General features: G+C 70.9%; 14 protein-coding genes. 8 read left to right on the top strand and 6 right to left on the bottom strand.

All coding sequences use genetic code 11. The features are described from left to right. Positions 1 to 25: 25 nt before the first annotated feature. Positions 26 to 805, bottom strand: coding sequence for a 7-cyano-7-deazaguanine synthase QueC (queC, locus tag G6O69_RS09140; RefSeq protein WP_172303132.1), 780 nt, complete (start codon positions 803 to 805; stop codon positions 26 to 28). Then, a complete protein-coding gene (locus G6O69_RS09145; RefSeq protein ID WP_172303133.1) occupies positions 802 to 1,185 on the bottom strand; it encodes a hypothetical protein in 384 nt (127 codons plus the stop codon). Before G6O69_RS09145 ends, queC begins: the two co-directional genes overlap by 4 nt. A gap of 65 nt (positions 1,186 to 1,250) precedes the next feature. On the opposite strand from G6O69_RS09145, the gene G6O69_RS09150 reads away from it, so the two are divergent. The 4 genes from G6O69_RS09150 (at position 1,251) to solA (ending at position 5,231) form a co-directional block, all read left to right on the top strand. After that, positions 1,251 to 2,153, top strand: a complete 903-nt coding sequence (locus G6O69_RS09150; RefSeq protein WP_217909798.1) for a hypothetical protein — start codon at positions 1,251 to 1,253, stop codon at positions 2,151 to 2,153. A gap of 2 nt (positions 2,154 to 2,155) precedes the next feature. Then, complete coding sequence (locus G6O69_RS09155; protein WP_172303135.1) at positions 2,156 to 2,608, top strand: hypothetical protein; 453 nt, start codon at positions 2,156 to 2,158, stop codon at positions 2,606 to 2,608. A 302-nt stretch (positions 2,609 to 2,910) separates the two neighbouring features. After that, the gene (locus tag G6O69_RS09160; RefSeq protein WP_172303136.1) at positions 2,911 to 4,038 is read left to right on the top strand and encodes a tryptophan 2,3-dioxygenase family protein; all 1,128 of its coding nucleotides are present in this window, start codon (positions 2,911 to 2,913) and stop codon (positions 4,036 to 4,038) included. After that, positions 4,035 to 5,231, top strand: coding sequence for an N-methyl-L-tryptophan oxidase (gene solA / locus G6O69_RS09165; protein WP_172303137.1), 1,197 nt, complete (start codon positions 4,035 to 4,037; stop codon positions 5,229 to 5,231). The genes G6O69_RS09160 and solA overlap by 4 nt, the downstream gene beginning before the upstream one ends. 71 nt (positions 5,232 to 5,302) lie before the next feature. Here solA and G6O69_RS09170 read toward each other — a convergent pair whose 3' ends face one another. Then, positions 5,303 to 5,875, bottom strand: coding sequence for a hypothetical protein (locus G6O69_RS09170; protein WP_172303138.1), 573 nt, complete (start codon positions 5,873 to 5,875; stop codon positions 5,303 to 5,305). Positions 5,876 to 6,123: 248 nt separating this feature from the next. Between G6O69_RS09170 and G6O69_RS09175 the strand changes: the two genes are divergently transcribed. The 3 genes from G6O69_RS09175 to G6O69_RS09185 all read left to right on the top strand — a co-directional run bounded on the left by G6O69_RS09175 (position 6,124) and on the right by G6O69_RS09185 (position 9,345). After that, the gene (locus G6O69_RS09175) at positions 6,124 to 7,578 is read left to right on the top strand and encodes an SUMF1/EgtB/PvdO family nonheme iron enzyme (RefSeq protein ID WP_172303139.1); all 1,455 of its coding nucleotides are present in this window, start codon (positions 6,124 to 6,126) and stop codon (positions 7,576 to 7,578) included. Positions 7,579 to 7,589: 11 nt separating this feature from the next. Continuing rightward, positions 7,590 to 8,132 (top strand): hypothetical protein, encoded by a 543-nt coding sequence (locus G6O69_RS09180; RefSeq protein ID WP_172303140.1) that lies wholly within the window; start codon positions 7,590 to 7,592, stop codon positions 8,130 to 8,132. Between the two features lie 241 nt (positions 8,133 to 8,373). Next, positions 8,374 to 9,345 carry a 2-enoyl thioester reductase domain-containing protein gene (locus G6O69_RS09185; protein WP_172303141.1) on the top strand — a complete coding sequence of 324 codons (972 nt, stop codon included), beginning with the start codon at positions 8,374 to 8,376 and terminating at the stop codon, positions 9,343 to 9,345. 64 nt (positions 9,346 to 9,409) lie between these two features. On the opposite strand, the gene G6O69_RS09190 is transcribed toward G6O69_RS09185, so the two are convergent. Together G6O69_RS09190 and G6O69_RS09195 are read right to left on the bottom strand one after the other, a co-directional pair. Next, positions 9,410 to 10,873 carry an alginate lyase family protein gene (locus tag G6O69_RS09190; RefSeq protein ID WP_172303142.1) on the bottom strand — a complete coding sequence of 488 codons (1,464 nt, stop codon included), beginning with the start codon at positions 10,871 to 10,873 and terminating at the stop codon, positions 9,410 to 9,412. 94 nt (positions 10,874 to 10,967) lie between these two features. After that, positions 10,968 to 11,264: a hypothetical protein gene (locus tag G6O69_RS09195; protein ID WP_172303143.1), complete on the bottom strand. Its 297-nt coding sequence runs from the start codon at positions 11,262 to 11,264 to the stop codon at positions 10,968 to 10,970. A gap of 150 nt (positions 11,265 to 11,414) precedes the next feature. Here G6O69_RS09195 and G6O69_RS09200 point away from each other — a divergent pair, with 150 nt between their 5' ends. Continuing rightward, a complete protein-coding gene (locus G6O69_RS09200; RefSeq protein WP_172303144.1) occupies positions 11,415 to 11,867 on the top strand; it encodes a hypothetical protein in 453 nt (150 codons plus the stop codon). Between the two features lie 610 nt (positions 11,868 to 12,477). Here G6O69_RS09200 and G6O69_RS09205 read toward each other — a convergent pair. After that, positions 12,478 to 14,037, bottom strand: coding sequence for a ribosomal protein L7/L12 (locus G6O69_RS09205; RefSeq protein ID WP_172303145.1), 1,560 nt, complete (start codon positions 14,035 to 14,037; stop codon positions 12,478 to 12,480). Positions 14,038 to 14,053 lie beyond the last annotated feature (16 nt).

Below are 14,053 nucleotides of genomic sequence, written 5' to 3' on the forward strand. Positions count from 1 at the left end.
CGCATGGACTCAGAGTCTGTGAGTCTCAGCCCGCGTAGACCGTGGGATCCGTGAACCCGGCGTCCAGGAAGCCCTGGCGGCGCAGCGCGCAGCTCTCGCAGCGACCACAGGCCAGCGGCCTGAGCTCCCCGCTGCTCGGGTCCGTGCCCGTGCGCGGGTCGTAGCAGCTGAGGGTGTCGGCGTAGTCGACCCCCAAGGCGATTCCCCGCGAGACGATCTGCCGCTTGTAAAGCTGGATCAGCGGCGCGCGAACGCGGATCCGCGACGTCGCGGACGCGGCCCCGCCCTCACCAGTGACGCCGAGCTTGGTCCCGAGGTTGGCGACCGCTTCGAAGGCGCTCACGAACTCGGGCCGGCAGTCGGGGTAGCCCGAGTAGTCGACGGCGTTGACCCCGATCCAGATGTCCCGCGCGCCCACGACCTCGGCCCAGGCCAGGGCGTAGCTCAAGAACAAGGTGTTGCGCGCCGGCACGTAGGTGCTGGGGATCGGGTCGGCGTCGGGGTCCTGCTCGCGCTCGGCGGCGGCGGGGACGTTCAGCGCGCTGGCGGCCAGCAGCGAGCTGGCCGGGGCCGTGAGCGCGCCGAGGTGGGCGATGTCGATGACCTCGTGGGCCACGGCGCCGAAGCGCTCGGCCTGGCGGCGCGCGCAGGCGAGCTCGAGGGCGTGGCGCTGGCCGTAGGCGAAGCTCAGGGCGTGCACGCGCTGGCCTGCCTCGCGGGCGGCGATCGCCAGCACGGTGGTCGAGTCGAGGCCGCCGCTGAGCAGCACGACGGCGGGGGTGTCGGGTCGCGGGGAGTCGCTCATCCTGGGGTGCAGTAGAAGGCGTAGGTCTCGTTGCTGTAGCCGAGCTCGCACACGCACAGCGGCCGGTTGCCGTTGTCCATGTCGATGGTGCAGGTCCCGTGGCCGCCGCAGTAAAAGCCCTCGCAGGGGTCCGTGGGGTCGTAGCAGACCTCGGGGCCCTCATAGCAAAGCGCGGGGACGCGGCAGCCCTGGCCCTCGACGCAGCTGCCACCGGCGTAGCCCGGCGGCGGCTCCTTGTCGTCGAGATCGGCGCCGGAGAAGCATGCACCGAGACCGAAAAGCACCCCGAGCGCGAGGCCGAGCGCGGCGCGGCGAGACCAGCCCGCGCCCTCGAGCTCGCTGGCGCGGCCAGACTGACCGAGCTTGCCGGGGGCGGACATCGGCGCGAGAGTAGCAGACCAAAAAGCGCTTGAGACCCTCGCCGCGCGCCGGCTAACCTCGCGGCGTGACGCGCACTCGCGCAGCGCGGGGCTCGGCGTCGGCCGCCGCCGCAGCAGTCGCTACGGCAGTGGCCTTGAGCATGGCGCTCCCGGGGGCCGCCCGGGCCCAGTCCCCCATCACCCCCGAGTCCGCCAACGAGGCACGCGTCGACCCCGAGCAAACCAGCCAGCTGCTCGTCGACACCGGCGCCCTGGCCGAGGCCGCGCAGCTGCTCTGGGACGAGGGCGTCGCGCTCAAGGACCCGCTGCTCTTCATCGAGGCCGCCGAGCTGTGGCTGGACCAGGCCGAGGCCGAGCGCTCGATCCCCGCGGCCGAGGCCGCCGTCGAGGGCGTGGCCCCGGCCCTCGACATGCTCTACTTCCTGCGCGACTCGGCCACCTCCAAGCAGTGGCGGCCGATCGCCGACGAGCACCTCGACACGGTGATCGCCCGCGCGGAGGCCATCGCCCCCGCGGCCGCGGACCTGATCGCCGAGATCGAGGCCGAGCAGGCCGCGGCCCTCCTGCCCCCCGAGCCCCCGCCCTCCAAGTCCGCCAAGCCCGGCACCGGCCTGATCGCAGGCGGGAGCGCGGCGCTGGTCGTGGGCATCGCCGGCCTCGGCCTGGGCGTGTCCGGTCTGGCCATCGGCGCCGCGGCCCAGCGCGACGTCGAAGATCCCCTGGTCTACGCCGACGAGCACCACGCGGCGGAGCTGCGCGGGCGCAGGGGCAACATCATGGCCGGGGTCGGCCTCGGCCTGGGAGGCGTCGGCCTCGCCGCTGGCGTCGCGCTGCTCGTGCTCGGCGTCAAAAAGCGCGAGCGCGCCGGCCTCGGGCCCGCGAGCGAAGAGGACCCCGCGGTCGAGGCCACGCTCACCCCGCTGTGGCTCGGGGGCGGCGCAGGCCTGGGCGTGGTCGGGAGGTTTTGAGCATGCGCGTTGACACTGCGACCCCCGCCTCGCTCTCTCTCCTCTCTCCGTTCTCCCCGCCGCTCGCTTGGGCCTGCGCGGCCGCCCTCTTCGTCGCGCTGCTCTCGGCGAGCAGCCCCGCCGAGGCCGCGGAGGTCTGCGACCTCGACGGGCTGTGCGTCGACGGCGGTGAGTGGCGCTCGGGGGAGCAGCTCGACGACAAGCAGCGCAGCCGCAAGCGCAACCGCAAGCGCAAGGACGTGAGCGTGAGCCTGAGCCTGTCCGGCGAGGGTCGAGCCAGCGTGTTCGTCGACGGCGTGTGGATCGCCCTCGCCCCCGTCGACGCCCTCGCGCTCAAGCCCGGCAAGCACGACGTCGAGGTCCGCGACGGTGAGCGCGTGCTCGCCCGCGGCGTGCTCACCGTCCCGCGCAGGGGCGAGGTGCGCGTCACCGTCCCGACCGCGCCCCCCACCTAGGAGCCCGTGGTGGAACCCAGCGCGGCTCCTCGCGCCGGGATTTTCGCCGAGGGCGCGAAGCCAAAACGCCGCTGTACCGGGCGTACTGCCAGTTTTGGCGACAAAGCCCTCGGCGAAAAGACCAAGCGAGGTGTCGTGTTGGGTTTCACCACGGGCTCCTAGGCCCCATCCAATCCGTCAAATTGACGAGCGGCGAAACGAGCTGCACACGGCCATTCGTGGCTGTGAATCGCCAATCACCGTGAGCAGCCGCAAAGCGAGGTCGTTGTCAGACCCCCGCGCGCCCTGGCAGCGTCGGGTCCATGCCGAGCAAGCCGACGACCTACTGGGACTACATCAAGGTCGAGGAGCTGCTGAGCCTACAAGGTGGGATCGAGGCCGACGACGCCGCGCTCGTCAACGACGAGGTCATGTTCATCGTCATCCACCAGATCGACGAGCTGTGGTTCAAGCTGACCTTGCGCGAGCTCGTTGGGATCCGTGACCTCTTCGCCCAGGAGCACGTCGCCGAGCAGTCGCTGTCGAGCGTGGTCCGGGGCCTGCGACGGACGGTGCTCCTGCTCCAGCAGGTCGCCCATCACTTCGAGCTGATGGAGACGCTGACGACCCGGGACTATCTGGCCTTCCGCGACAAGCTGTCCCCGGCGAGCGGCTTTCAGTCGGCCCAGCTGCGCGAGATCGAGATCCTCTTGGGGCTCGAGTCCCGCGACCGCATCCCCCTGGGCCACGAGGACTACATGCGCGCGCTGCAAAACGCCGACGGCTCGCCCTCGCCGGCCTCGCGCCGGGTCACGGCCCGCCTCGCCGACCGCCCGAGCCTGCGCGAGGCCCTCGACGACTGGCTCTACCGCACGCCCATCGACGGCTCCGTGCCCGAGGACGAGGGCGACGCCGCCCACGTCCGCGCGGTCATCGAGGCCTTCATCGACGCCCACGCCCGGGAGCTCGACGCCGCCCGGACCCGCGCCATGCAGGACGCGCTGACCGAGGGCGACCGCGAGCGCCTCGACGCGCGCTACCGCAAGGAGATCGCCAGCGCGCGGACCTTCTTGCTGGCCGAAGATCTGCCCGAGGACACCAGCGAACCCGAGCGCCAGCGTCGCTCGCGGATCCGCGCCGCGCTGCTCTTCATCGAGAGCTACCGCGAGCTGCCCCTGCTGGCCTGGCCGCGCGAGGTCCTCGACGCGATCGTGGCCCTCGAGCAGGCCTTCGTGATCTTCCGCCAGCGACACGCACGCATGGTCGAGCGGATCATCGGCCGGCGCACGGGCACCGGCGGCTCGGCGGGGGTCGAGTACCTGGACCAGACGGCCCTGCTCTACCGGGTGTTCCGCGACGTCTGGGCCGTGCGGACCTTGCTGCTGCGCTCGGCCGCCCTGCCCGAGCTGGGCAACGCCGACTACTACGGCTTCGCCGAGGGTCACCCGTGAGCCGGGCCGGCGCGGGCCTGCGCGTCGCGGTGGTCGGCGGCGGGACCATGGGCCTGGCCGCGGCCTGGGCCCTGGCCCGGCGCGGCGCGAGGGTCGAGGTGTTCGAGCGCCACGGCCACGTCCACGAGCTCGGCAGCCACGGCGGCCACACCCGGATCATCCGCCACGCCTACCACGAGGGCTCCGACTACGTCGGCCTGGTCAGCCGGGCGGACCGCGAGTGGACGGCCCTGGGCGAGCGCGTGGGCGAGACCTTGCTAGTCCGCTGCGGGCTGCTCGAATTCGGCGCGCCCGACGACCCGGAGTTCGCCGCCACGCTCGCGGCCCTGGACGAGCACGGCGTCGAGCACCAGCGCCTCAGCGCGACCACGGCCCGCGCCCGCTATCCCTTCGAGATCCCCCCGGGCTGGGACGCCTGCCTGTCTCCGGGCAGCGGCTACCTGCGGGTCCGGGCCTGCCTCGACGCCCTGCGCGACGAAGCGCAGGCCGCAGGCGCGACGCTGCACTACGGCGTGGGAGTGCGCGAACTGGAGCTCGGCGGTGCCCGTGTGGGCCTGCGCCTCGAAGACGGCCGACAGATCCAGGCAGACCACTTGGTCATCGCCGCCGGAGCCTGGGCCGCGCGCCTGCTGCCCATCGCCGCCCGGGTCCAGCCGCTGACGATCCTCCGCCGCGTGTTGGCGTGGAGCGACGCCTGCCTGCGCGAGCTGCCTGCCTGGGGGGCGTTCACCCCAGAGGGCTTCTTCTATGGCTTCCCCGCCAACGACGAGGGCGCGCGCGAGCCCCAGGCCGAGGCGCTGCGTGGATGTAAGCTCGCCTGCCACCAGGCCCGCGCTGGCGCAGAGGGCATCACAGCGGACCTCGTCGCACACATGGACGCGGCCCAGCGCAGCCCCGAGTCCGTCGCGCGCGAGGTGGATGAGCGCGACCTCGCGCCACTGCGTGCTTTCATCGCGCGCTACTTCCCCGCGGCAGGGCAGCTACGCGCGAGCAAGACCTGTCTGTACACCCAGACGGCGAGCGGTGACTTCTGGATCGAGCCACACCCCGAGGATCCTCGGGTGTCGATCGCGGCCGGGTTCTCGGGCCACGGCTTCAAATTCGCGCCAGCCGTCGGCTTGGCCGTGGCAGCGCTCGCCATCGACGGTCACAGCGAGCTTTGCCTGCCCCGCTTTGGGGCTTCGCCCGGGTGAGGGCAGCCTCGCGGCCCCCTCACCCGTTTCGTGCTCTAGCGTGTGATATCGACGGTATTCGGCGGAGCGAGCTAGAAGGTGAAGCCACCGCGGTCCGGGGACGAGGGCGGGGCGCTCTCGACCTCGGGCTTGGCGGGCTCGGGCTTGGACTCCGGCTTGGCGACGTTGCCCAGGGGGCTGGGCGGGGCGCTGGTCGGCGCCGGTGCAGCCGGCGAGACGGGCGACACCGGGGATAGGGAGGGCGACACCGAGGGCGAGACCACGGGCGCGCTGGGGACCACCGAAGGTGTGGGCGCGGGCGCAGGCGCGGCTTCGCTTTGTGGTTGGGTCTGGGTCTTGGGCAGCGGCCCACGATCCTTGCGTGCCATGCGACGGATCATCCGGCGCAGCGATTTGGCGATCGCGTGACCCGTGGGCAGCACCACGGCGACGGTCTCGGTGTTCTCGCGCTGGACGACGACGGTGTGCTTGCCGATGACGAGCCGGATGCTCTTCTCTTCGGTCTGCTTGAAGAGATCCAAGGCCCCGTCGAGGACGGGGTGCCAGCTCTCTTGCCCGCGATATGCGCGGGTTCCCGTGTCGACGGCGACCGCCTCGATGCCGGCCGCGATGTTCAGATGGTCGATATTCGCTAGAAGGCTCATGATTCCTCTCGTTTCAGGGGTGGGGCGGGTTTTTCGCACCCCTGCATCAGCATGGCCCAGTTTTCCACAGGCGCCAGTGGAGCCAAGCGCGATCGCGCCGGTGGGCGCCCAGTCCGTCTATTGCCTACGTGGCCTCGAGGCCCCTGGTTACAGCGCCCAAACTCGGTGCCAGCGACCTCCCCTCGAAGCCGCTCATACGCGGGAGTTTTCGAGTCCTCGAATCTTTGGCAGGGTCGAGCGAACTCGCCATGCGCACCAGCAGCACCGCCATCTCTTCGTGCCCCTGGCTCCTCGGTCTGCTCGTCGCCAGCGGGCTGTCCCCGCTCGGATGTGACCGCCCAGACGAGGCCGCCCGAACCGAGCGCTACTTCGATCAGCCGCCCACGATCCCCGCTGGCGAGCCCTACCGCGGCAAGCAGGTGCCCGACGAGGCCCCCAAAGAGGTGAGCCAGCCCGACGAGTGCCCCCGCAGCGGCGGCATCAATCCGGAAGGTCAGTGCGTGACACTCGTGTCCCACCCCTTCGAAGATGGACAAAACGGAGAGGTGCAAATTCCGGGAGGTGTCTTTTGGCGGGGTGACCTGCCCCCAATGACTCGGATGAAGGCGACCCCCGATCGTCCATACGTGAAATGGGCTGGACAACCACTGTTTGAAGACCGTATCGACAGTTATTGGATTGATGGTTGGGAGGTCAATCGATTGGCCTATGGCAAGTGCGTGAGCGCTGGCGAGTGCACGCCCGCGCGCTGCCTCGACGGCAGCGATGGCCGGCCCAGCGAGACGCAGCTGCAAGATCGCGAGCTCGCGTCCATCCCCCAGACCTGCGTGACCCACGATCAAGCCGCCGCCTATTGCGAATGGCGAGGCGCTCGCTTGCCCACGGAAGCACAGTGGGAATACGCCGCGCGTGGTCCCCTGGGCTGGACCTACCCTTGGGGCAATCAATTCCGCGACGAGCTCGGCCTCGCGCTCGGGCCAGTGGGCTTCGATCCCCTCGATATCAGCTACTTCGGCCTCAAGGGATTTGGAGGAAACGCGACGGAGTGGGTCGCCGATCCCTTCGATCCAGACGCCTACATCAACCGTTATGTCACCGGGGAATTCCGCGACGAGGATGGGCCGCTGGCCCGCTCGTGGGCGGACTGGATCGAGACGCTCTGCGGCGGCAGCGAGTGCGAGCTCGGCCAGCGCTACACCGTCAAGGGCGGCCGCTCCGGGGCTCGAGCCGGCGCCTGGCAGCTCGCCGAGGGGGCGAGCTTCGCCGAGCCCATCCCCGAGCAGAACTTCGAGACCGACCGCATGCTCGCCCAACACCCCCGCCTGGGCTTTCGCTGCGCCCGGGACCTGGGCGACCAGACGCCGCTGACTGTCCCGCAGGCCGCCAACCCGCTGCCGATCGTCCTCGACCGCGAGCAGTACCAGATCTTCATGGCCGTCGCCGAGGCGGTGAGCCGCGATGAGGCGGTGCGCTTTTGCTCGCTGCTCCGCGCCCCCGGAGAGGGCGACGACGCGCCCGCGTGGCGGCTGCCGAGCATTGCCGAGGTCAGGGCCCTGTACATGTGGTTCGGCGGCCCAGGGCCGTTTTGGACCCGCGAAGGCGCGGCCGAGCAGACCTACGTGGACAAGGAGACCGCCGAGTGGGCGAGCGTCGAGATCGACGATGACCAGGGCCTGCTCGCGCGATGCATCCGGGACAAGTAAGCTCCCGAGCCATGATGCGCTCGCACAGCGCCGCCCTCGCCATCGCGCTCACCCTCCCTCTCGCCGCGCTCGCCTGCGAGCCGCCCAAGCCCGCCGAGGCGACCAAGGGTGCGCCCGAGGCCGCGGAGCCTGCCGCGCCCGAACAGGCGCCCGCGCCCACGACCGTGCCCGCGCCCAGCTCCGCCCCCGCGGTCAGCCAGGAGTCCCCCGACGGGAGCTCGCGCCCCGGAGAGCCCCCGCCCTGGTACGACGAGGCCCGCTTCCCGGGCTCGGTCGTCAAGCGCAAGGACGTCGACGAGACCAAGTTCCGCGGGGGCTTCACCGCGGCCATGATCCTGGTGCTCGCCGCGGGTACGAGCCCCGACCAGTGCATGCAAAACGCCCTGAGCGAGATCGCCAAGGTCGCTGGCAAGACCGTGGCCGACATGCCCAGCCCCGACACCTCGACGGACCGCCAGGTCGCCCACGGGATCGAGGGCGGCTACGAGTGGACCGTCGTCTGCGGCGACGCCGAGGGCAAGCCGATGATGTTCCTCAGCTACGCCCGCGGCTGAGCCTCGAGCGATCGCCAGAGTCGGGGTCGGGATGCGGACTTAGCGCCGATTTGGGGTGCCGCGAAACGCGAGTGTTCTCTCAAACTCCCCGCGTTGCCTGCGGGGATCCCGATCCGCTGCGCAGCTCGCTCACCTCACGGCTAGCCCACCGGCCGGTCGCCCATCCAAGGCGCGCTCGGCTGGCAGCTCGAGCCGGGGCCTGCTCTAGCAGCCCAGGTCACTATCGCGCACACTCGCGGCCTTGCGAGCCCTGCGTGTTCAACGAGCGGGTCACCCCCTCGAGGTCCTCGAGCTCGTCGAGCTCCCCGAACCCGAGCCCGGACCAGGCGAGGCCCTGATCGAGGTCCTGGCGGCGCCCATCGGCCCCATGGACCGCCTGATGATCCGCGGGCACTACCCGCTGCCGCCGCCTGGGGGCTTCCCGGGCGCCCAGGGGATCGGCCGCGTGCTCGTCGATCCCCGCGAGGGCGAGTCCGCGCTCGCGCCCGGGACCGCGGTGCTCTTGCCGATCCGCTGCGGGACCTGGCGCGAGCGCGTCTGCGTGCCCGCCTCGACCCTCGTCCCTCTCCCCCCGCGGCCCGACCTCGCGGCGCTGTGCACCTTGCGCGTCGAGGGGCTCAGCGCGGCGGTGCTCCTCGACGCCCTGCGCCCCGGCGACTGGTTCGTGCACAGCCCGGGCGGCGGCTCCGTGGGCCGCTACCTCACCGCCCTCGCCCAGGCCCGGGGGCTGCACAGCGTCGCCCTGGTCGGCTCGCGCGAGCCGATCGCCGACCTGTGGGGGCTGGGCGCGGACCATGTCCTGGTCCGCGAGCCCGGCCTGGGCAGGCGCCTGATCGAGCTCGGCCTGCCCGCCCCGAGCGTGGCCTTCGACGGCAGCGGCGGCGCGACCACCGAGCTGCTCGCCAGCTGCCTCGACGCCGGCGGAGAGCTCGTGGTCTACGGCGGCGCGAGCCGGGCCCCCGCGCAGATGTCCATCGGCCAGCTCGTGTTTCGCCAGCTCCACCTGCGCGGCTTTTGGCTGCACCAGTGGAGCCGCGAGGTCGGCGAGGCCCGGGCTCAGGCGCGGCTGACCGAGCTCGTCGCGGCCGCGGTCGACCTCGGCCTGCGCGAGCGCGTGGTCGAGCGCTTCGACCTCGAAGCCTGGGCCGACGCCATCCGTCTGGCCGAGCGCCCCAACGCGAGCGGGCGCGTGGTCCTGACCATCGCCTCCTGAGCGACCTCCTGTGGCCCGGTGAGCCCGAGCCCGGGTCAGCGGGCCGAGCTCACCGGGCGCTCGGTCACGGATCGACGCCAACGAGAACGGCCACAGGCCCGAAATTCTGGATGATCCACCGGTTGCGCGAGGCCGCCGTGAGCGCCTCGAGGTGCTCGGCCTCGTCCCAGCGCGCCACCGGTAGCTCGTAGAGGAAGTTGTAGGTCGTGAGGTCCGGCTCCTGATCCGGCTCCGGCGAGACCTTGGTGCCCGTGATGAAGCCGGCGTAGCGGTCGAAGGCGAGCTTCAAGCTCCCGCCGTCCTCCCCGGCGTAGGCCCAGATGTCGTGCTCGGGGTAGTGGAGCTCGGCGACGCGGGCGATGGCGCTGAGCGCCCAGAGGTGAAAGAAGGAGTAGCCGACCGGCGGATCCCGGAGGATCTTCTCCTCGTAGACCAGGCCGTCGCCCTCGATCGCGTAGTCGATCAGCTCGCGGACCGACGAGGGGTTCGCGTAGGCGCCGGTGCGGCTGTCGGTCCACTCCCCGCCCTCGAGCACGTAGTCCGCGAGCGCGTCGTCGTCGAGGGCGACGGCCGCGGAGATCAGCCCGACCATCGCCCACGAGAGGTGGTTGTCGGATCGGTAGCGCTCGTAGACGCTCGAGCTGGGGTGCGCGTCGGCCCACTTGGTCCACGCCTGGAAGCTCGAGTTGACGGCCTCGGTCACGCGCAAGATCCAGTCGCGGAGCGCCGCGTCGTCCGCCTCCGAGAGCGCGTAGCCGTTGCGGGTGAGCAGCAGGTAGCTGTCGGCGATGTTGGTCAGGCCGTAGGCTTGCCACATCGTGTCGAGGGCGAAGTTCCACGGGCGATCGCTGCAGTAGCCGTCGGTCATGTCGTCGAGGGTGGCCGCCGCGAAGTCCACCCCGAGGTCGTTGAGGTTGACCAGGGTCTGCGCCTCGGCCCAGACCAGCATGCGCGCGAGGGCGTCGTCGGCGTAGGCCGGGTCCTCGCTCAGGGCGAACTTCAACGCCAGACCGTGGATGTCGTCGCTCTCGTTGGTGAACCGGTCCGAGGCCTCGCTGAGCGTGTCGTCGACGTCGTCGCTCGACTCGCACCAGCCAAAGCGGATCTGCGTGACGTCGTCCATGTGGAAGGGGTTGGGCTCCTCGCTCTGCGCGGCCGCGGCCCGAGAGTCGACCAGGCTCAGCTGAGCCTCGAACAGCTCGATCCCCCCGCTCGCGCGATCGCGGGCGCGCTCGAGATCATCGACGCCGATGAACAGGCCCGGCGCCAGGGTCTCGCCGCCGCCCGTGTCGGTGTCCGTGGTCGTCTCCTCGCCCTCGGCCTCCGTGTCCGTCTCCGCCGTGTCGGTGTCCGTCCCCGTCCCCGTCCCCGTCCCCGTGGTTCCGCCCTCCGTGGACGTGTCCGTCTCCGTCGCCTCGTCGGACCCCTCGCTCCCGGCGGTCTCGCCGACCTCGTCAGCGCCCCCATCATCGGAGGCGCAGGCGGCCGCGAGCATGCAAACCAAAACGAGGCTCGAATTCAATCGCATGGACAGAGGCTAAGAGGATGATCCCCTCGCCACCAGCGGCCAAAAGTACACTCGCTCAATTGGTAAACTGGCCCAACAACGCGGCTCACCTTTTTCACGCGCCGAGTTTTCGTCGACCGACCTTCGTGCTCAGCCCCTGCACCGAGCGCCTCGACGAGTTCACCGCCGAGGGCGGCGTCGACGTCCGCGCGCAGGCCTGCACCGACCATTGCAAGCTCGACACCGCGGCGACCCCACCCTCGCCCCCGGACCGACCGAGTCCTTGCCGGAGTGCCTGCGCGATCCACTGGGCGCCCATGTCCTCGACGACGCCGGCGAGTATCAGCAGCCGACAGAAGCCGACGACACCTGCCTTGCGATCCTCGAAGACGATGGCGTGCGCGAAATACAATTTTCAGCTCGAATTCGTGCTCGCCGAGCGACCCGGCTCCCCCTCCCCGCAGACGGTACGGCCGACTCACCCCGGTGCGTCACCTCCGAGCGTGGGGATTGTGAACGCGGCGGCGCGACGCGAGGAGGGACGTGCTATCCATGGCTCATCATGACCGAGCCGGCCGCCGATCCCCGCGACGACTTCTCGATCTTCGCCGACTCCGTGCACATGTTCTTCAACGTGAGCGAGCCCTTCGTGATGCTGCGGGCCGAGCTCGAGGACATGTTTCGCCAGCAGATCGCCAGCACGAAGGTGCTGGCGATCACCTGCGAGGGGGAGCCGAAGTTCTTGACGCTGGGGCGGCGCCTCGAGCACGAGGAGGGGGAGAAGGTGGTGGTGACGCACTATGGGGTTTGCTTTCAGTGCAGCGTGGATGTGGAGACGGACGAGCACCGGGAGGAGGGGCTGCGGTGTACGATGACGCTGGCGATTGGGGAGCTGGATCGGCCGGGGGAGGAGCGGATGCAGGCTTGGATGGATGTGCACGAGGATGCGGATGCGGCGTTTTCGGAGGAGGTTTTTCGGGACAAGTTTTTGGGGTTTCGGGGGGCTTTGGAATAGAGGGTCGTCTCGGTCTTTGGCGGGGGTCTTCTCGGTCTTTGGCGGGGGTCTTCTCGGTCTTTGGCGGGGGTCTTCTCGGCCTTTGGCGGGGGTCTTCTCGGCCGACGAACAGGCGCACGGGCCAGCAGGGGACCCTCTTGGCTCGGACAGCTGCTGACTCCGACGGCTGGCTCGGTGAAGTGATGCTGTCCTTCTTGGAGGGCGTCGCTCCGAAGTTGGGCTACGTTCGCAGAACTCGCCCAGAGGGTCCCCTGCTGGCCCTTTTGTGCGCCTCTTTGGCGGAAGGATGTCTCCGCGAGCCGGCAATCGGTGGGGTGTCTGGTTTTTGGCGAGGCTCGTCTTGGTCAAGCCTAGGAGCCCGTGGTGGACCCACTGCGAGCGCCGAGTGACAAAGACCACGGGGCCGCCCAGATGTGCCTGAGAGCGCGAATCCAAACTGATTGCCGCTCTAGGAGCCCGTGGTGAAACCCAACACGACACCTGGCTTGGTCTTTTCGCCGAGGGCTTTGTCGCCAAAACTTGCAGTACGCCCGGTACAGCGGCGTTTTGGCTTCGCGCCCTCGACGAAAATCCCGGCGCCAGGGGCCGCGCTGGGTTCCACCACGGGCTCCTAGGCGAGGGCAGGTCGAGGGAGGCGGAGGTCTCGGGGGAGGTGGCCGTGCGCGTGCAAGGCTTGGAGGTGGGCGCGGCTGTGGTCGTCGGCGGTGCAGCGCGAGAGGTCGAGGCGGTCCAGGGTGCGCAGGCGGGGGGTGTGGGCGAGGGCGTCGACGAGGGGTGGAGGTAAGGGCTCGTCGCGCACGCTGAGCTCGAGGGTCGTGAGCGCGTCGAATTCGGGGCGGCCGAGCAGCTCGCCGAGGCCGGCGCGGGTGATGGCGGGGCTGCGGGGGGCGAGGGTCAAGGTGCGCAGCTGGGGGAGGCGGCTGGTGAACCTTGGTGAACTGTCCAGGGGCGTGGGGGCGGAGCTTTGTTGGTCGAGCCAGGCGAGGGTGGTGTCGAGGTCGCCGAGGTGGAGCTCGAGGTGGGTGAGGGTCTGGGAGTGCAAGGCGCCCAAGGGCGGGTGATCGCCGTGGAGGCGCAGGCGCTCGAGGCGTTGTAGGTGGGGCCACAGCCGCGCCCAGGTGGGCGGTGGGGCGGCGCCGCGGCGCGGGCGGGGGGGCTCGGCGTGGTCGCCGAGCTCGAGGGCGCGCAGGTTGGCGACCACGCTCGAGGCGCACAGCAGGGCCTCGAGCTCGGGGCGCGAGCTGATCATGTTGGTCAGCGCCAGGGTCTGGAGGCGGGCGGTGACCGGGAGGCGCAAGAGCGCGGCGAGGATCTCGAAGGGGCCGCCCGCGGCGCGCGACCAGTTCAGGGCGCCGACGAAGGCCGCGTCCACGAAGCCCAGGGACCAGCGCAGGGCCAGGGAGTCGCGGCGGCTGGTGTCCGGCTCGCACAGGCCGCGCAGGGGGCCGAAGAAGTGGCCGGCGTGGACGCTGAGGAGCTCGCGCTCGCGCTCGCGCAGCTCGGCGCGGAGCTTGGCCGTGAGCGTCCCGCCCTCGATTTCGGACTCGGCCGCGTGCCGGGCGTGGTGGAGGGCGATGAGCTGGCCGCGAGGGTCGCCCCGGGCCTGCAACCAGTCGCCATAGATGAGGTGGGCCTCGACATCCTCGGGGGTCGCCCGCAGCCTCGCCTCGAGCGCGTGGTCGCGGGGGCTGAGGGCCTCGAGCACGTCGAGCTCGCTCTCGGCGATGGCCAGGCCCTTGCCGACCCAGCCGTGGATGCTGGCCAGGGTGTGGCGATCCGCGAGCGTCGGATCCTCGAAGGCCAGGCGGTTCGACTCGGCGAGATCGCTGGCGCTCGGGCGGCCCCAGGCCCCGAGCGCGCCGCCGTCGATCTCCACCTCGCGCTCCCCGGCACGCAGGCGCCGCAGCGGCTGGTCACCCCGCGCGGGGTGGCTGGGGTCGTAGATGTAGAGGTGTCGCCAGGTCCGCTCCGGCGCCACCTCGGCCCCGATCTCGGCGAAGCGCGCGTGGATCCGCCGGGCCTCCGCCGCCGTCGCCCGCTCGAGGATCACCCCCCGGGTCTCGACAAGCTCCTTGGCCTCGCGCAGGCCCACCCCCATGAACTCGCGCACGAGCTCGATGGAGCGCACCGGCGTCGGGCCGCCGAGGAAGCGGATGCGGTAGGTCTCCATGCCGCGGCCCGACAAG

This window comes from Pseudenhygromyxa sp. WMMC2535 (assembly GCF_011083025.2).